This window comes from Embleya sp. NPDC008237 (genome assembly GCF_042956465.1).
In the GTDB taxonomy this organism is placed as follows: Bacteria; Actinomycetota; Actinomycetes; order Streptomycetales; family Streptomycetaceae; genus Embleya.
Window position 1 is genome coordinate 287,452 of the sequence record NZ_JBIBGL010000012.1, and the last position, 18,172, is coordinate 305,623.

10 protein-coding genes are annotated in these 18,172 nt (G+C 69.8%); 3 read left to right on the plus strand and 7 right to left on the minus strand.

The features are described from left to right. Nucleotides 1-55: 55 nt before the first annotated feature. The 3 genes from ACFZBU_RS29965 to ACFZBU_RS29975 form a co-directional block, all read right to left on the minus strand. On the minus strand, nt 56-1,648 hold the full coding sequence (locus tag ACFZBU_RS29965; protein WP_391586799.1) for a hypothetical protein: 1,593 nt from the start codon (nt 1,646-1,648) through the stop codon (nt 56-58). A 185-nt stretch (nt 1,649-1,833) separates the two neighbouring features. Then, on the minus strand, nt 1,834-3,543 hold the full coding sequence (locus tag ACFZBU_RS29970; RefSeq protein ID WP_391586800.1) for a hypothetical protein: 1,710 nt from the start codon (nt 3,541-3,543) through the stop codon (nt 1,834-1,836). Between the two features lie 300 nt (nt 3,544-3,843). After that, nucleotides 3,844-5,448: a hypothetical protein gene (locus ACFZBU_RS29975; protein ID WP_391586801.1), complete on the minus strand. Its 1,605-nt coding sequence runs from the start codon at nt 5,446-5,448 to the stop codon at nt 3,844-3,846. A gap of 495 nt (nt 5,449-5,943) precedes the next feature. Between ACFZBU_RS29975 and ACFZBU_RS29980 the strand changes: the two genes are divergently transcribed. Then, nucleotides 5,944-6,477, plus strand: coding sequence for a hypothetical protein (locus ACFZBU_RS29980; RefSeq protein WP_391586802.1), 534 nt, complete (start codon nt 5,944-5,946; stop codon nt 6,475-6,477). A 553-nt stretch (nt 6,478-7,030) separates the two neighbouring features. Here the strand turns inward: ACFZBU_RS29980 and ACFZBU_RS29985 are convergent. From ACFZBU_RS29985 to ACFZBU_RS30000, 4 genes are all read right to left on the minus strand, one after another. Next, the gene (locus tag ACFZBU_RS29985; protein WP_391586803.1) at nt 7,031-8,158 is read right to left on the minus strand and encodes a hypothetical protein; all 1,128 of its coding nucleotides are present in this window, start codon (nt 8,156-8,158) and stop codon (nt 7,031-7,033) included. 339 nt (nt 8,159-8,497) lie between these two features. Further along, nucleotides 8,498-10,867, minus strand: coding sequence for a hypothetical protein (locus tag ACFZBU_RS29990; RefSeq protein WP_391586804.1), 2,370 nt, complete (start codon nt 10,865-10,867; stop codon nt 8,498-8,500). Between the two features lie 397 nt (nt 10,868-11,264). Then, nucleotides 11,265-12,587: a WxL domain-containing protein gene (locus ACFZBU_RS29995; RefSeq protein ID WP_391586805.1), complete on the minus strand. Its 1,323-nt coding sequence runs from the start codon at nt 12,585-12,587 to the stop codon at nt 11,265-11,267. Nucleotides 12,588-12,898: 311 nt separating this feature from the next. Next, nucleotides 12,899-14,176 carry a hypothetical protein gene (locus ACFZBU_RS30000; RefSeq protein ID WP_391586806.1) on the minus strand — a complete coding sequence of 426 codons (1,278 nt, stop codon included), beginning with the start codon at nt 14,174-14,176 and terminating at the stop codon, nt 12,899-12,901. 946 nt (nt 14,177-15,122) lie between these two features. Between ACFZBU_RS30000 and ACFZBU_RS30005 the strand changes: the two genes are divergently transcribed. Then, nucleotides 15,123-15,977 (plus strand): hypothetical protein, encoded by an 855-nt coding sequence (locus tag ACFZBU_RS30005; protein ID WP_391586807.1) that lies wholly within the window; start codon nt 15,123-15,125, stop codon nt 15,975-15,977. A 340-nt stretch (nt 15,978-16,317) separates the two neighbouring features. Then, on the plus strand, nt 16,318-17,919 hold the full coding sequence (locus ACFZBU_RS30010; RefSeq protein ID WP_391586808.1) for a hypothetical protein: 1,602 nt from the start codon (nt 16,318-16,320) through the stop codon (nt 17,917-17,919). The last annotated feature ends 253 nt before the right edge of the window (nt 17,920-18,172 follow it).

Genomic DNA, 18,172 nt, shown 5'->3' on the forward strand with positions numbered 1-18,172 from the left:
GGGCGGCCCCCGCGACTGTCGTCGCGAGGGCCGCCCGGAGTGCGTGTGAACTGCGTCAGCTGATCGAGAGGGTCAGCGTGGCGCTGTAGGTGCCGGCCGCCTGGTACGCCGGAACGGCGAGGGAGATGTCGGCGTCGGCGGCGAAGGTGCCGCCCGTGGTGGCGGCGGCCGGAGCGGACGCCAGCGTGGCGCCGGTGCCGATCGGGCCCGCGCTGCCGGGCACCGCGACGCCGGGCGAACCCGGGCCGGCGGCGACCTTGGGCGTCCAGGTGAACGTGTCGGCGCCGATCCTGCCGCCGGTGCCGTTGGTGAAGTCGGTCACCGCGCCGGTGAGGGTCCACCCGGTGGTGCCGTTGCGGAAGTCCTTGACGGTGACGGTGTTCAGCGCGCCGGTCATGTTCTGCGCCCGGCCGTTGATCGTGATGTCCGACAGCCTGATCGCGCGGGCTTCCTGGGAGATGGTCAGGCCGCCGGCCACGACGTCGCCGCTCACCGTCTGGTCCGGGCCGCTGCCGGGGGTGGTGACGCGGAACGCCTTGTTCACGGCGGTGTCGTCCGTGCCCTCGTTCACCTTGATCGAGGTGATGGTGTCCTTGCTCACCACGAAGTCGGTGATGCTGAAGGAACCGTCCGGTCCGGCCTGGGTGTAGGCGGTGACGTCGTCGTCCTGGTAATCGCCGGCCATGCCGTACGCCAGGACGTAGTTGCCCGGAGTCCAGCCCGTGCCGGTGATCACGACGGGAGTGCCGACCGGCCCGTGGTCCACGCTCAGCGCGATTCGGCGCCGGGTCGCGGCGACCCGGACCACGCCACTGAGCGCCTCGACGCCGCCGCCCCTGACCTTCACCTTGTAGTCGCCACCGGGGATGGTGACCCCGAGGGTGACGGTGCCGGTGAGCTTCTTGTCGGCGCCGACGGAGAGGGAGTTCGCCGAGATCTTGGCGGGATCGCACGCCGAGCCGTCGGCGGCGCACAACTCCGGGACCACGCCGCCGGCGGGCCAGTTGTCACCCGCCAGGGTGAGCGAGCCGCCGGCGGCGACCTCGGCCGGTGTGGCGGTCAGCGTGGCCGGCTCCTGCGAGGTGCCCTCGACCTTGATCGTGCGCGAGACCGGGACCGGGGCCACGGGCGTGCACTTGGTCTCGACGTCCAGGCCCAGCGCGTGGGTCCACGTCGAGTAGTCGCCCGGCGTCAGCGCGACGTCGCCGGCGGTGCTCAGGGTGAATCTGCCCTCGCCGTTGCCGAGAATCAGCGGTTGGCCCGGCAGGGTCTCCGGGTTGTCGGCGGGGCCCTGGACCGGGACGGTGCCGGTCTGGGCGCCGCTCAGGTTGATCGCGCCCTTGAGATGGGTCGAATCCTTGGGCACCTTCCCGATGACCGGAATCTCGGCCGGAGCCAGCGGGTGGACGACCCACTTCCAGGTGACCGAGACCTCTTCGCCGACGGCATACGTGGCCTTCTCGGGGGTGACCACCGTGTCCACTCGGATGTGGCCGTCGGGCGGATTCGAGAACGGGTTGGTGCAGTGGGTCGAGTAATCCACCGGTGCCGCGTGCGCGGACGGGGTGACGATGACGAGACCGCCGGTCGCCGCGACGGCGGCCACGGCTGTGGAGGCGATCAGCCTGCGTCGCGCGATTCTTCGCATTCGGGACACGATTCTCCTCGCCGGAAGGGCGTTGCCAATGGTCGGTTCGGCGCCGTATTCATCCGGTAATTGCCGATACCGTCGATGCCCGCATCGGGAAAAGAAAGGCGGGGCCGCATATCCGAGGGATATGCGGCCCCGCCCTGTCGATTCGTCGGCGGTGGTTCGGATCGCTCCGGATCAGGTCAGGGGGTGACGGTCCACGCGGTCGACGCCTTGCGGTCGGGGTGGAAGGTCTCCGCCGCGACGATGCCGGTGTTGTCGCCGCGCGTCATCCAGATCCAGATGCAGAATTCGCCGTTCGGCAGCGCCCACGCGCCGGCCCAGTCGCTCGTCTTGCCGCCCGAGGCGTTGAGGCCGTTCACGTTGATCCAGGCCGAGGCGCCGAAGCCGTGGCCGGAGACCTTGACCCACGAGCCCGCCGGGCCCGAGGTCTTGTCCAGCTCGATCCAGCGGCGCTGGACCGAGAGCGGGGTGGACGCGGTGCCCGTGCCGTCGGTCAGCTTGAGGGTGTACTGGCCGTCCGCGATGCCCGAGGAGGCCAGCTTGACGGTGCCGTTCAGGTTGCCGTTCGCGTCGGCCGCTCCCGGGCCCTGGGCGATCTGCGCCGAGGAGCAGGTGGCGCCGTTCGGGGTGCACAGCTGGGCGGTGACGGTCGCGTTCGGCGTCCAGTTCGCGCCGGTCACCGTCACGCTGCCACCGGGGTGGCTGGTGGTCGGCGAGGCGGACACGGTCGGCGGGTCGGTGGCGACGGTGAACGGTGCCGAGGCGAAGGGGGTGCTGCCGGACCAGGAGCCGGTCCAGGCGAGCACCGCGGAGGCCGTGTCGAAGTAGATCGGGATGGTGCCGGTGAAGGTGCCGTCCGGGGTGCTGGTGGCGTAGAACGACTCGTCCGGGACACCGCCGGAGTCGGTGAGCGCGTAGGAAACGGTCTCGTTGGCGGGGAAGTTCTTGCCGGACACCGTGACCTCGGTGCCGACCGGGCCGCGGTTCGGGGTGATCGAGATCTGCAGCGGGCCGCTGGGCACGTACTTCTTGACGGTGATCGGGGCGCTTGCCTCCTTCGTACCGTCCAAGACCTTGACCCGGTAGCTGCCGTCGGCGGTGGTGCCCGCGAGGGTCGCGGTGCCGCTCAGGTTGCCGGCCGCGTCGATGACCAGGGTCTTGGCCGTGAAGGCGCCGGGGTTGCAACCGCCACCGGAGGCGTCGCAGAGCTGCACGTTGGCGGTCGCGTTGGGCGTCCACACGGCGCCCGACAGCGGTACGGCGGTGCCCGGCCGCACGTCGGTGGTCGGCGCGTCCAGCGTGGCCGGCGTGCCGGGGCCGCCGGTCACGGTGATGCTGCCGACGGCACCGCCGCCGGAGGTGATGACACAGGGCGTCTCGTAGTTGGAGCCGAGCACCTTGGTGTACGTCAGCGTGCGGATCGGACTGAACGTGACCGGGCCGGCCGCGTTCGTCGGCACCACGAACGTGCCCGAGTACGGCGGAGTCTGGATCGGCGTGTTCGCCTGCACGGGGATCTGCAGCAGCGGTCCGACGACCGTCACCGTGCCGGTGGCGCCACCGGACATCGCCAGGTCGATGGTCGGCGTGGTCGGCACCGTCATCGCGAGCGGGCTGGTGGCCGGGCTCGGTCCCAGGGTCACCTTCGCGGTCACGGTCGCGCCGGGAGCGGCGACGGCCGGGGTGAAGGTGACGTCCATCGCCTGCACGCCGGTGGCGGTGCCCTGACCGGCGGGCAGACTGCACTTCACCGTGGGGTTGATCTGGGTGGCCGAGGCGGTCGGAGCGAGTGCCGCCAGGCCGGTGATCGCCAATGCCGTCCCGGCGAACGCGGCGGTCAGCCGGCGTCCGGTCCTCGTCGCGGTGGTGGATCTGCGCGCTACGCGCATGTGGTTCCTCCATGGTCGGGGGTGCGATCGCCCCCGGAAGGTCGATCGCGGCGCGGAAGAAAACCGCCATAAAGGACCGTGGCGGCATGGGTCAAGCAAGTCGAGAGTTCAGAAGAGAATTCATCTCCTAATGGATGAGAAGTCAAGAGTGAACAATGGGTTTCTTGTTCGACACGTGTCACCAAGATCATTTCTTTAGGCCGCCGGAATGCGTGATTTGAATATGCCCCCATAAAGCGGTCCGGCCCCGGAACGAATTTCTTCGTTCCGGGGCCGGACCGGGTGAGCGGTGATACGGCGTCAGCTGATGGAGAGCGTCAGCGTGGCGCTGTAGGTGCCGACCTTCTGGTACGCCGGAACGGCGAGCGAGAGGTCGGCGTCGGCGGTGAAGGTTCCGCCGGTGACCGCCGCGTTGGGTGCGGAGGCCAGGGTGGCGCCGGAGCCGATCGGCCCAGCGGCGCCGGCCACGGCGACGCTCGGTGAGCCCGGCCCGGCCGCGACCTTCGGGGTCCAGGAGAACTTGTCGGCGGCGATGGTGCCACCGTCACCGTTGGTGAACGGGGTGACCGCACCGGTGAGTGTCCAGCCGGTCGCACCGCCGCGGAAGTCCTTGACGGTGACCGTGTTCAGCGCGCCGGTCATGTTCTGCGCCTGACCGTTGAGCGTGATGTCGGACAGCTTGATGGCCGAGGCCTGCTGCGTGATGGTCAGCGCGCCGGGGGTCACGGCGCCGGTGATCGTCTGCTCGAGACCGCCGGTGGGCGGCTCGGTGACCCGGAACGGGAGGTGCTTGATGGGGTTGGAGCCCCATGCGCCCGTCTCGGTCACCATGAGCTGGGTGAAGCCCTCGAAGTACATCTCCGTGGTGGCGGTGAACGCACCCGAGGCGTCCGTGGTGACGTACGTGGTCTCGTCCGGCACGTCGGAGGTGTCGGACCAGGCGAACTGCACGCCGCTGTTGGGCGCGAAGCCCGAACCGGTGACCGTGACCGCGGTGCCGACCGGACCGTGGTCCGGGCTGATCGTGACCGTGCGCACGGCGGCGGGGGTGACCTTGATCGGCGTGCTCGCCGAAGCGCCGCCGTTGTCGACCTTGATCACGTAGTCGCCGGGGGCGACCGCGTCCGCGATGCTCACGTTGCCGCTGAGCGCGGCGTGCGAGACGACGAGCGAGTTGGCCTTGATCCCGGCCGGGTCGCACGCGGTGCCGTCGGCCTTGCACAGCGACGGCGTCACCTGGCCGGAGGACCAGTTGGTGCCGGTGAGCGCGGTGGCGCCGCCGGCGGCGACGGTGGTGGGGTTGGCCGCCAGGGTCGGGGTCTGGGTGGCCCCTTCCACGGTGAGCGTCTGCGAGACGGCCACCGTGTTGAGCGGGGTGCAGTCGGTGAACGACTCCACCGTGCCGAACGCGATGGTGCTGGTGTTGTACGCGGCCGGGGTGAGCGTGACCTGGCCGGCCGTGGTCAGGGTGAACTGGCCCACGGGGTTGGTCAGGATCAGGTCCTCGCCGGCGAGCGCGGGGGGATTGATCCGCTGCCCCTTGAGCTCGACCTTGTTGGTCATCGCCCCGCCGAGCTGGACGTTGGTGGTCGGCAGGGTGGAGTCCTTGTCGACGCCCGGGGTGTACGGGTTCTTCGGAACCTTGGCGTGGTTCTTCCACTGCCACTCGACGTTGACGACGTCGCCCACCTGATAGGTCGCCTTGGCGGGCGTGACGACCAGGTCCAGCTTCAGGTTCGTGTCCGGAATCTCCAGCGAGGGGAGCGTCCGGTTCACGCATCGTGCGGTGTAGTCGACCTCGGCGGCCAGCGCCGACGGCGCGAGTACCACCAGGCCTGTGGTGCCGAGGACGATCGCGGCGCCGAGAGCGACGGTGATCTTTCCTGGAGCGAATCTGGAGGGCACCGGACTCCTTTCGAAGTTGCGTGGGTCGCGTTCCCGTTCGAGAGGGCGCGCTCCGGGGTTCGACGAGGCTCTTGGCGGCTCCCGCGCGGCCGAAGCCGCGGGCCGGGCATCCGGGTCGGATCCTCTTATGTCTTCGCGCGTTATTTAGCTATGGCTATTCAGAGAAGTCAATGGAAATCGGGGCCCTGGAAAGGTCGACACGTGTCACCAAGATCATGTCCTGAACAGGGATCTTTCACAGGTTTGGATTTCATGATCAACTGCGCTTCCGATGCGTCACGTGTCAGTGTGTCGACAAGAAGAAAAGTCCCTAGATGGGCATTGACTGTTACCGGAAGGCTTGATTCACTCTGGCTGCGGCGAGGGCGTTACGCCCCGACTGCTTCTTTATCGGCGACTTGTCGCCTGTTCGGTTCGAACACCCCTTATGGGCTTGCCTATGGGGTGCAGCGAGAGACGTGTCAGTCCCCAACCGATCGAAGGAGCACAACCGAAATGTCGAAGTCCAAGATCCTCACCCTCGGTTCGGTCTGCGTTGCCGGCGCTGTCGCCGCCACCCTGGGCCTCGGTGGCACAGCGTTCGCCGGTGGCCCTGTCTCGACGACCTACAACTGCCAGGACCTGACGCTCGGGACGACCTACACGGGCGTGACCGGCACCCTGTCCACGACCGCGACGCACAAGCTGCGCTTCGTCACGTCGCTCAACATGCCCACCGCGGTTTCCGCGAACCAGCTGATCACCACCGCCAAGCTCGACTCGACCAGCGGTGCCACCCAGTTCGCCGGCCAGTTCAACGACCCGATCGCCGCCGGCAGCCCCTCGACCGTCGGCCTGGGCGCGCTGCCCAAGACCAGCGGCACGATCACCTCCGGCACGCTCACCACCCCGGTCGGCACCGGTGCCACGCCGACCGTCCCGAGCGCGACCAACTGGAGCGTGCAGATCAACGTCACCGCCGTGTCCGGCATCCCGAACCACAACATCGCGTGTGTTCTCGCCGGTTCGCAGGTGTCGCTCGCCTACTGACCCGCCGGGCAGTAGCGATCTCGGTTCGACAAGCCCGCCCCACCGTGCCGGTGGGGCGGGCTTTGCCGTGCCCGGGATCGGCTGCGAGGGGTTCGGTCGGGCCGGCCCGGGTCGTGTGTCGTGTGGTCGAGCCGGCCGTGCGGCGACCACGAGTTTCCGCGCGGTCGCTCGCGGTGATCGACGGAAACGGCCGAAGAATGGTGAGTGTGTGCAGCCGGCGCCGCCCCCGGGATTACCTTCCGTCGCGCACGGGAATCCGACCGCATCAATTCGTGAGGCGGATATCGATACCCCGGTCCGATTGTCACGAGTCACCAAGATCGCGACGCGTGTCGAGTTGTCCCGAAGGTTTTCGAACTCTCGACTCTATTTCCCCGCTTCGGTCGCCGTCGCGCCCTCGGCCGGCAGGCGCGGAAGTCCGATCGACGAAAGGTCGAAATCCGGGAGGAGCGAGGAACATCGGATTCCCCGGCCCGCGCATGCGAAGGGGCGGGAACCACCGACCGGTGGTTCCCGCCCCTTCCGATGTCCTCGGAGCCCCTGCGGGCGCCGTTTACTTCACCGTGATGCCGGCCATGCCGAGCTTGTCGAACTTGAAGCTCGTGTCGATCTCGACCGCCGTGATGCCGGTGGTCTTCTTGCTGGTCACCAGGATCCACGAGCTGAACTTGCCGTTGCGGTCGGTCCAGGCGAGGCCGAAGTTGAAGGTCGGGTTGGCACCCTCGACGCCCGCGAGGGCGATCAGCGTGTTCGGGGTGAAGTTCTCGCCCGACACCTTCACGAACGTCCACGGGCGGACCGTGCTCTTGCTCAGCGTCACCTTGCGCTGCACGACCGGGACGTCGGCCTTCTTGACCGTCAGCGGCGTGGAGGCGGTGCGGCTGCCGTCGGTGACCTGGACGCTGTACGCGCCGTCCGCGGTGCCGGGGGCCACCGTCACGCCGCCGGAGAGCACGCCGTCGGCGCCGATCCGCAGGCTGTTGGCGGAGATGCCCGCCGGGTTGCACGCGGTGCCGTCCGCGGCGCACAGGGAGGGCGTGGCGGTGCCGCCCTTGGTCCAGTTGGTACCGGCGAGCACGGTCTCCTTGCCGGCCTCCACGGTGCCCGGGGACGCGCTCAGGGTGGCCGTCTCCGGCGTGCTCTGTACGGCGATGCTCTGCGCGACGCCGGAGCCGCCGGTGACCGCGCACGGCGTGGTGAAGTTGCCGTACGGCGTCACCGTGGCGGTGGTGGTCTTGGTCGGGGTCAGGTCGACCGTGCCGGTCGCGGTCGCCGGGATCTGCAGCTTGACCGTGAACGGCGGGCTCTGGATCGGCGTGTTCGCCGGGATGTCGATCGTGGTCTCGGCCCCGCTGAGGGTGACCGAGCCGGTGGCTCCGCCGGACAGCGCGAAGTCGATCGACGGCGTCATCTTGATGCCGTTGAGCGCGGCCGGGCTGGTGGCCGGGCTCGGGCCGAGGGTGATCTTGAGGTCGATCGTCTCGCCGGGCTTGGCGGTGGTGGGGCCGTCCACGGTCACCGACATCGGACCGGTCTTCTCGCCCTGGCCCAGCGGCAGTGAACACGTGACGGTCGGCGTCGCGGTGCCGGCGAGGGCGGCGGGGGCGCCGGCGAGGAATCCGGTGATCGCCAGCGTGCCGACGCCGAGTCCGGCGGCCAGGCGCATGGTGCGTTGCTTCATGGGGTGCTGCTCCCTGTCCTGCGTTCCTTGCCGGCGGCGGGCGTTGGCGTCGCGTCGGCGGCATGGGGGCGGATACGCGCGTGGTAAGTGGAACGTGTTACAGAAGTGGGGCGGGTCACATTGATGCGCTTTCATCCGGCGAAGTCAAGAGGCGCGAACGACCCATGTGACCGGCGGGTAGGTCTTCGCCGGGGCGTTGACCTGCGGTGACACGTGTCGTCCCGTTGTGGTGGAACAAGTTCCACTTCGCTGGGGGTGGGAGCCGGGGGAATGCGAACGGGGCGCCCCCCGGCACCTCGGAAGGTGTCGGGGGGCGCCCCGGGCAGGGCTGATGCGCCGTCAGGAGACGGTGAGCGTCAGGGTTCCCGTGTAGGTGCCGGCCGCCTGGTACGCCGGGATCGCGAGCGACAGGCCCGCGTTCGCGGTGAATACGCCACCGGTCTTGTGTGCCGGGTCCGTGGACGCCGCCGAGCTGCACAGCAGCCCGCCGTTGACCGTGCCCGCCGAGCCGGTCACGACCTGGCTCGCCGAGTTCGGCTCGGCCACGCACCGGGGTGTCCAGGACAGCGCGGACGCGGGCAGCGAGTTGCCGCCCTCGGCCTTGAAGTCCGAGACGGAGCCGGTGAGTTGCCAGCCCAGCGTGCCCTTGCGGGCATCGGTGACGGTGACCGCGTTCAGCGAGCCCGTCATCGACTGGTCGTGGTTCGCGAACGGGACGTCCGCGAGCACGACGCCGTTGCCGGCCTGGACGATCGACAGCGTCCCCGGCTCCTCACCGGGACCGCCGCCACCCTCGAAGGTGAACGCGGCGAGTGCCATCTTGTTGCGGTCGCTCTTCTCGGACGCCCGGATCTGGGTGGTACCGGGCTTGCTCACGGTCAGATCGACGGCGAACGTGCCGTCCGCGGCCGCGGTGGCCTCCACCGTGTCACCGGTCGCGCCGAGGCCGGCGTCCAGGGTCTCCAGCACGACGGTCGCGCCGGGGGTGAAGTTCTTCCCCGTCACATGCGCCTTCGTACCCGAGGGCCCCCGGTCCGGGGAGGCGGTGATCTCGCGCGGCAGCACGACCGCCGAGGTGACCGTGATCGGTGCGGTCAACGAGGTGACACCGACGCTGACCTTGACCAGGTAATTGCCCGGCTTCACCTGCGCGCCGAGCGTGGCCTGTGCGGTGAGCGCGCCGCCCTGGGCCACCGACCCGGACCCGGCGACGAACGCCGAGCCGGTGCAGCCCGAACCGTCCTCCGCGCACAGCTGGACCTGCGGGTTGCCCTGGCCGGTCGGCCAGTTCGCCCCGGACAGCTTCATGACGTCACCCGGCTTCAGCAGATTCTGATCCACGATCAGATTTGCCTGGGCGGGTTGGCCGACCGAGATCGAGTGGGAGACCACCGGAGTTGCGACGGGTACGCCGCTCGACGAGATGGTGATGACCTTCAAGCCGTATCCGGCGGGTGCCAGATCGATGCGCCCCGCCTTGGCGATCTTGAAGGTGCCCTTCATGTCGCCGACCTTGAGCACCTCGCCGCCCGGAGTGGCCGGGTTGCCCTTGGGCCCACTGACCGACACGTCGCCGGTCTGCGCGCCGGAGAGCTTCACGGTACCGCTGGGCTTCACCGTGTCCTTGAGCGCGACCACCCAGCTGGAGGGGTTGCGCGGGTAGCCGATCCACTTCCAGCCGACGGTGACCTCGTCGCCGATCTCGTACCACGGCTTGACCGGGCTCACCGACAGGGCGACCTCGGGCTGCCAGTCGAAGTCCGGGCCGTTGCCCCAGGCCGGGGTGTAGCGCACGCCGTACTTGACCGGCTCGGAGTGCCGCAGCGCGTCCTTGACGACCGAGACCGGCACCAGGACCGAAGCGGAACCCGAGGTGATCCGGACCTGGCGTACGCCGTCCGACAGACCGGCGGCGACCTTGACTTGGCCGAGCAGCTTTCCGGAGGCGTCGACGGTGAGGGTGGAGCCCGACGCCCCTTCCGCCGCACAGGCGTTGCCGTTCAGGTCGCACAGTTCGACGTTGACGCCGCCCGGGCCGACCGGCCAGTTCTCCCCGGTCACGTCGATGGTCGCGCCCGGCCGGACCACGTTCCAGCTCAATGCCACGGTGGCCGGCTTGACCGCGCCGTCCACCGCGAGCGTCGCGCCCACGCCCGGCGTGCCGTTCGGCGTGCACGGCGTGTCCCAGCTGCCGAACATGTTCGCGGTGCTCGTGTAGCCGCCGGGAGAGAGTTTGAGCTCGCCCGGCTTGGCGATCTTCAACGTGCCCGTCATGGTCGACAGCCACAACTTCTCGCCGCCGGGGGTCTGCGCGTTCTTCTGCGGACCCTCCATGGCGATCTCGCCGCCCTGCGCGCCGGAGACCAGGACCTTGCCCCGAGGCTTGACCGCGTCGGCGTTGACGGTCACGGAGGAAGGGTTCTTCGCCGCGTCCTTCCAGGTCCAGGTGACCGTGACCTCGTCGCCCACGTTGTACTTCGGCTTGACCGGATCCACGGTCAGGTCGACCTGGGCGTCGAAGTCGAACGGACCGCCACCGATGCTCGGCGGTACACAGTGCACGTTGTACGTCACAGGAGCCGCGCTCGCGGACTGTGCCCCCGCGCCCACGCCCAGGGCACCGGCCACGAGGGCGGTACCGAGCACGCCGGCCACGCGCTTGTTGCGGAATCTGGACCCAGTGCTTTCCCTGGTTCTTGGTCTGAGCATGTGGTGCTGTCCCTCCTCGGGATGCCTGCCTGGCCCGCCGGGGGAGCGGGCAGTCGAACACCACACCGGGACCGGTCCGCCGCCGTCGGTGACCCGCACGGCGCGGGACGGTCGATTCGGTGCCGTGCGCCGATTCGACGTCGGCGGGGTGACACCCGACCCCGCCGGTGTCACCCGGTCGTTCCTGCTGATGCCACTCCTGAAACCTGTTCCAGAAAACAGCGCCTCCCATTGAGCCCGGGGGCGTTTGCGAAGTCAACAGCGGAACGCGATCCGGCGGCAACGATTTGTATGCGGAGCGGCCGGGCGTTCGACGGGTGGGAATGAGCGACGGGACGCCCACCGCGCAGTGAGGGAATGCGGCGGACGCCCCGTGCCGATGAACCGCTGCCTATTGTCAGGAAATCGACAGGGTCAGCGTCGCGCTGTAGTCGCCGGCGCCCTGGTAGGCCGGAACCTTCAGGTCGATGTCGGCGTCGGCGGAGAAGGTGCCGCCCGTGCCGGTCGTGCCCTGCGGCACCGAGGCCAGGGTCGCACCCGAGCCGATGGTGCCCGCGCTGCCCGCGACCGGGGTGCCCTTGGACTTCTCGTCGGCCTTGGCGGCCTTCGGCTTCCAGGAGAAGTTGTCGGCGGGGATCGTCTCGCCGGCCTGCGTGGCGAAGTCGGTGATCGAACCCGTCAGCGTCCACCCGGCGTTGCCGCCGCGCAGGTCGGTCACGGTGACCGTGTTGAGCTTGCCGGTCATGGTCTGGTCCTGCGCGCTCACGCCGACCTCGGACAGCCGGATGCCGCCGGTCTGCTGGGTGATCGCCAGCGAGCCGGCGGTGATCGTGCCGTCCAGCTTCTGGGCCAGGTCGCCGGGCTCGGTCGGGTCGACCTTCTTGCGGACGAGCAACTGCGCCTGGCCGCTGTTGCCCTCGGCGTCGGCCACCGCGAGGGTGTGGGTGCCGTTGGCGACGTTGTCGGCCAGCTTGACCTTGCCGGTCAGGTTGCCGGACGCGTCCACCGCGAGCGTGGAGGAGGCGATTCCGGCGGGCCCGCCGTCCAGCGTCGCGGTCACCGCGCCCGGCGCGAACTTGCTTCCGGTCAGGGCGACTTCGCTGCCGGGCTCGACCGCACCGGCGGGCGCGTTGAGCACCGGCTTGTCGGCCGCGCCGACCTTGAGCGTGGCCGAGGGGGCGACCGCGGAGACCGGGTTGCACTTGGTCTCGGCGTCGAGGCCGAACGCCTTGGTGAAGGTCGAGTACAGACCCGGGGTCAGCGTCACGTCGCCGGCCTGGGTCAGCTTGACCTTGCCGGTCATGTTGGTGAGCACGAGCTCTTGGCCCGGACCGGTCTCCGGGTTGATCCGCTGACCCTCGACCGCGACCTCGCCGGTGGCCGCGCCACCGAGGGTGACGCTGCCCTTGGGCAGGGTGGAGTCCTTGTCCACCTTGCCGACGACGGGGATCTCCGGCGGCGCCTTCGGGTACGACTTCCAGGTCCAGGTCACGGTGACCTCTTCGCCGACGTCGTAGCGCGCCTTGGCGGGCGCCACCGACAGGTCGATCTTGAGATTGCCGTCCGGGATCACCAAGTCCTTGACGATCTGGTTCACACAGTGCGAGGTGTAGTCCACGTCGGCCGCGTTCGCGGTGGGCGCGAGGGCCACCATGCCGACGGTGCCGGCGATCGTCACGACGCCGAGCGACGCGGCGAGTTGCCTGTTTGCCTTGAACATATGGTGCGTTCCTTTTCTCGGTTACCGCTCTGCCGGCGCCGGGGAAGGCGGGGCAGCCGAAACACCGCATCGAGAGGCCGGGCGCGCTGCCGTCGCGAGCGGACGCGACGCGCGGGCCTCGATGCCTCGTGCACGACCGGGCCGGTGCCGCCATCGGGTGCGGCCCTGCCTGCCAGGTGGAACGTGTTACAGAAATCGTGCGTGATCATTCCGCTTCACGACGATCACAAAGTCAAGGGATTCGGGTGTGGAAACGAAAGGACGCCCTCCTCGCGCGATGCGAGGAGGGCGTCCCGGTCTCCGACGGTGACTCAGCTCAGACTGAGCGTCAGATTCCCGGTGTAGGTGTCGGAGCGCGAGCCGCCGGGGAGCGACAGGTTCAACAGGGCGTTCGCCTCGAACGCCCCGCCGGTGACCGCGCCGGTGCTCGGGTTCTGCCGACACAGCACCTCGGCGCTGCCGCCGACCGTGCCGGGCACGCCGGTGCCGACGGTGGCGGGCGGGCCCTCCACGGTCGTGCAGGCGGGGATCCAGGTGAGCCGCTGGGCCGGGACGATCTCGCCGCCCTGGCCGACGAAGTCACTGGCCTGTGCGGTCAGCGTCCAGCCGAGTGTGCTGCCGCGCCGATCCAGGATGGAGACCGGGTTCAGCCGGCCCTCCAACTGCTGGGTGCCGTCGCTGGGTTGGAACTGCGGCATGGTCACGCCGGCCGAGTCCTGGCGCATGAACAACGGTCCGGCCACGGTGTCCGCGGGAGTCTGCGGCACCTGGCCGGCGGGCGGCGGCGGAAGGGGCGGGGCGCTCGGCGGGGGCGAGCCGGCCCCGGTGGACGGCCCCGGGGTGGCGCCGACACCGCCGAGTGTGGGGTCGCCGACGGCGCCCACCGAGCCCGCGCTCGGATCGGTCGTGGCGCCGCCGGGAGGTGGGGTGGTGGACGTGCCGGGAGTACTGCCGGTGCCCGCCGAGCCACCGCCCACCGGGCCGGCGCCCGCCGAACCGCCGCCCGTGCTCGGGCCCGGGGTCTGGGTGGTGCCGACCTGGAGGCTCGCCGACACCGGCAGCCGGTCCGGGTGGACCGGGGTGCAGGGCGAGTCCCGGATGAAGGTCTGCTTGAGCACGTACGCGCCCGGCGCGAGGTCGATCCGGCCCTCGGCGGCGATGGTGAACCGGCCGGTCATGTCCGCGACCGGGAGCGGTTGGGAGCCGCCGGCCTTCGGGTGCTTCGCGGGACCGGTGAGCTGAATGTCGCCGACCTGCGCGTTGGAGAGCTTGACCGTGGCGTTCGGCGTCTCGGTATCGGCGAATGCGTCGGTCCAGGTCCACGGGTTGCGTGGCGGAGTGGCCCAGTGCCAGGTGACGGTCACCTCCTCGCCGACCTTGTACGTGCCCTGCTTCGGGGCCGACACGGTCAGCTCGATCCGGGGCTTCCAGGTGAAGTCGGGCCCGCCTGCGAGCGGCGGTCGGCAACTCACCTCGTGCTCCACGGGCGCCGCCTGGGCCCCGGGGGCGACCGCCGTGAGACCTGCCGCGCCGGCGGCGAGCACGCCTGCCCCCAGCATCGCGAACAGCCTCCTGCGGGGTGGAACCATGCGCGGGACGCTCCCTTCCCTGTTCTTCGTTTCTCGGCTTCGGCCGCCCCCGGCTCGTTCGACTGCGGGGTGGCCTGAAACGTGTTCCATAAATGGGCCAAATGCCCATTGATTCCGCTTGCCTGACGTGGTGTCAAGGGGTCCGAGCCGGCTGTGACGGGTTCGAGAAGCGCCGGCACAGAGCGTCGTCGTCGACGCGGCCGAGCGTCACGGGCATGGTGGTCGGGTGCGCCCGGGCCGGCATCCCGGGCCGGCATCCCCGGCCGTTCCCACGGACCCGTTGTGCGTCGCCGCCAGGACGGGCCCGGGTTTCGTTCACCCGTGACAGGCGGCGGTGCGTCGGCGGCGGGACGGGGGCCGCGGCGGTGCTTCCGGGCTCGTCGGCCACGGTGTGCCGTCCCCGGGGCGCGCCGCGCGGTGTACGCGCCGGGGCTCCTGGGGTTCTCGCCCGGAGTTTCACTGTTTGCAGGCTTTTCGTGCGGCAGTTGTACGCGACACGTGTCGAGTTTGTGGGGACCTGGCAACCGCCTTGTCGACAGAGTGATTTCGCTGGTCCGCGCGATATGGAACCGTGTCCGACGGATGCAGATTTTCTGCTTTTCGCTGTTGTCCGCTCATGCCACTTGTCGTACCGTCACCCGAAGATCTGACGTGACATCAAGTACTGGAACAGTCTCGATGTCTCCCGGACGCGCCAAGGGAAGCCCCCTCCAGGGAACGCGAGGCGTGTCCCACCGGTGCTTGCGTGGTCCGGTTTCCCGCCCGGTCCGCGCCTCGAAAGGGGGAAGTCGGGTGTGGCGACCGCGTGTACCCGATGCGTCGGGGCGCGTGCCGGGTCGGTGCAGGCCGACACGCCGGAACGGCCCTGCTGAGCGCGCGCCGCTCCGGCCGTTTCGATCAGGACTTCTCGACGAGCAAGAGATCCCCCCGAAGGGAGAACCACCGTATGGTCAGGCCCTATAAGCGAACCGCGGGCGGCTTGGCGGCGTTCGCCGTCATGGCCGGCGGCATGCTGGCGTTCGCGCCGCAGGCCGGCGCCGCGCCGGTCACCACGCAGGTGAAGTGCGAGTTCACCGACGCCCTGGTCATCCAGGCGATGGACAACAAGACGTCGGTTTCCGGCGCGCAGCCCTTCACGATCACCGGCCCGGCCGACTCGACGCCCGGCAAGTCGATCCAACTCGCCATCGACCCGGGCCCCAGCCCCGCGTCGTCCCCGCTCAAGGCCCCCATCAAGATCACTCCCACGGTCGTCTTCGACGCGAAGTCCGACGGTGGGACCGCGACGCTGACGGCGGTGGGCGCGACCACCACCATGACGGTGGAGGCGAAGGCCGGGATCGACGTCCCGAAGTTCAACGCCAACGTGCAGTTGCCGAGCAATGCCAAGGGCAAGGTCGAGCTGAGCCCCAAGAAGTTCCAGCTGAAGATCGAGGTCATCGAACCGCCGCTGGAGTTCACGGTGCCCTGCAACATGACCTCGACGGCGGTGGCCTACTCGGTCACCACCCCGGCTGCCGCGACGAGCGGCGGCTCGACCTCCGGCTCGACCTCCGGCTCCACGTCGGGCTCGACCTCGGGTTCGACCTCGGGTTCCACGTCCGGCTCCACCTCGGGCTCCACGAGTGGTACCACCTCGGACACGACGGCCGGCTCGACCACCGGCTCGGGCACGCTGCCCAAGACCGGTCCGCTGGACGACGCGCTCTCGATGGGTCTGCTCGGTGGGACCGTCGGGCTGCTCGGCGTCGGCGGGGTGTTGCTCGCGACCCGTCGGGTGCGGTCCTCGCGCAACGCCTGACCCGGGTCTGCTGACGGTCGGCCTTCCGGCTCGGGAGGCCGACCGCGGCGCTTGCCGACGGCTATTGACTATGCGGCGCGATCGCGCGTGAATGGCACGCCAGAATCTGTAACACGTTTCAGTTCGTGGCTCAGGGTCCGTGTCCCGCAAAGGGATCGACGGACAGCGGGACGGCCGCCTCGGCCGTGTGCACTGGATCTCGAGCGAGGCGACCGCCCAGGTACGGCACCGGAGCGCCGGGCTCACGGTAGTGCGACGCTCCTCGGCACCCGCTCCGGTGTGGTGTTCGACCACTCCGCCCCCGGCGGCCGGTGGCAACCCCTGAAGGGAGCAGCACCACATGTTCAAACCCAGCAAGAAGGTCGTCGCGACGTTCGGCGTCGCGGTGATCGCGGGTAGCGCGGGACTGGTGGCGGGTGCGCCGATGGCCTCCGCGGCGTCGGTCAACCCGGATCTGACCTGCACCGAGCCGATCCTGAACTGGAACAAGTCCGGCAAGCAGACGTTCGACGTCTCGCTCACGCCGGACACCGGCTCGGCACCGGGAACGGTGCAGGCCAAGGTCGACGCGGGCGAGAACCCACTGCGGCCGGACACCCCGTTCCCGAATATCGGCTTCGTCGGCCAATACACCTTCGCCTTGAGCACCGGTGGCGAAGTCACGCTGACCGCACCGAAGTTCACCTCGGACATCGGACCCACCCAGGGCATCAACCCGCCGGAGTTCACCGCCGACCTGGCCATTCCGCAGGCCGCGCCGGGAACGACGATCGAGTTGACGCTCAAGACGTTCGCCCTGGACGTCTATCTGGCCGGCCAAACGAGCAAAATCACCACGGCCACCTGTCAGGTGACCGGCAACAACGGCGTGGTCGCGTCCTACAAGGTCGCCGACAGCACGCCGCAGGAACCGACCCTGACCACCACGCCCGGACAGGTCAAGCCCGGCGGTGCCCTCACCGTCGCCGGGACGAACTGGCCGGCCGGAACGCCCACGGTCGAACTGTGCGACGCGAGCGGCAACGCCTGCGACGCGACCAAGGTCACCGGGGCGCTCACGGTCACCGATGGTGCGCTCGCCGGCACCGCGACGATCGGCGCGACCGTCGCGGACGGCTCGTACCAGCTCAAGGTCACCGTCGGCGACAAGTCCAAGACGTCGAACGTGGCGGTCAAGGCCGATGTGCCGAGCAACCCGCGCAAGCTCACCCTGAACCCGACCCACGGGCCGGTCGGCACCGAGGTCACGGTGAACGGCGAGGGCTACACGCCGGACGCCTCCGTGTACGTGATCCCGACCAACGCCGCCCAGCAGCCGGACGTTCCCGGCCTGGTGATGGCGAAGGCCGGTGCCGACGGCAAGTTCACCGCCAAGGTCAAGGTCAACAAGGCGGACACCACGCTGATCGCGGCATCCGAGGACACCACCGGCACGCTGTCCGCCGGTGCGCCGTTCACGGTCGACGGGGGCAACCCCCCGACCGGCGCGCTCAAGCAGGACGTCACCGGCACGATCGCCGGCGGCGCCCTGACGATCACTCAGGAGAACGCCGGGATCAAGCTTTCCGACGTGACCCTGAACGGCACCGAGCAGAACATGACCGGCGCGCTGAACACGGTGACGGTCAAGGACTACCGCGGTGGCTCCACCGGTTGGACGCTGACCGGCGCGGTGACCGACTTCACCAACGGCGCGGGCGGCACCATCCCGGCGGAGAAGTTCTCCTGGACTCCGAAGCTCACGCCCGGCGAGGGCTCGCCGAGCCAGGCGGTGGCCGGTAGCGCGGGCCCGATCGGCAAGACCGGCGCCACGCTGGCGTCCGCGCCCAACGCGGATGTCACCGGTGGCACGTTCAAGGCCGACGCGGGTCTGTCCCTGGCGGTCCCGGCCTACCAGGCACCCGGCAACTACAGCGCGACGCTCACGCTCTCCATCTCCTGACCGAATTCCCCGCGCCGGATCCCTTCGGCGCGGGGACCTCGAACGGCCTCGACACCGGGGGCCCGGGCGCCACGGAAAACCATCCGTGGCGCACGGTCCGCCGGAGCGGGCCGCTGCGGATCGACGCAGAGCGGAGGGTGGGGCGGGCAGCCGGCCCGTCCCGCCCACACCGCACACGTGCGATCCGCGCAGCCACCATCCAGGCACACAGCGCGGGCCCTTCGGATCCGCTCCCGAAGCCGGCCCTTTCGAT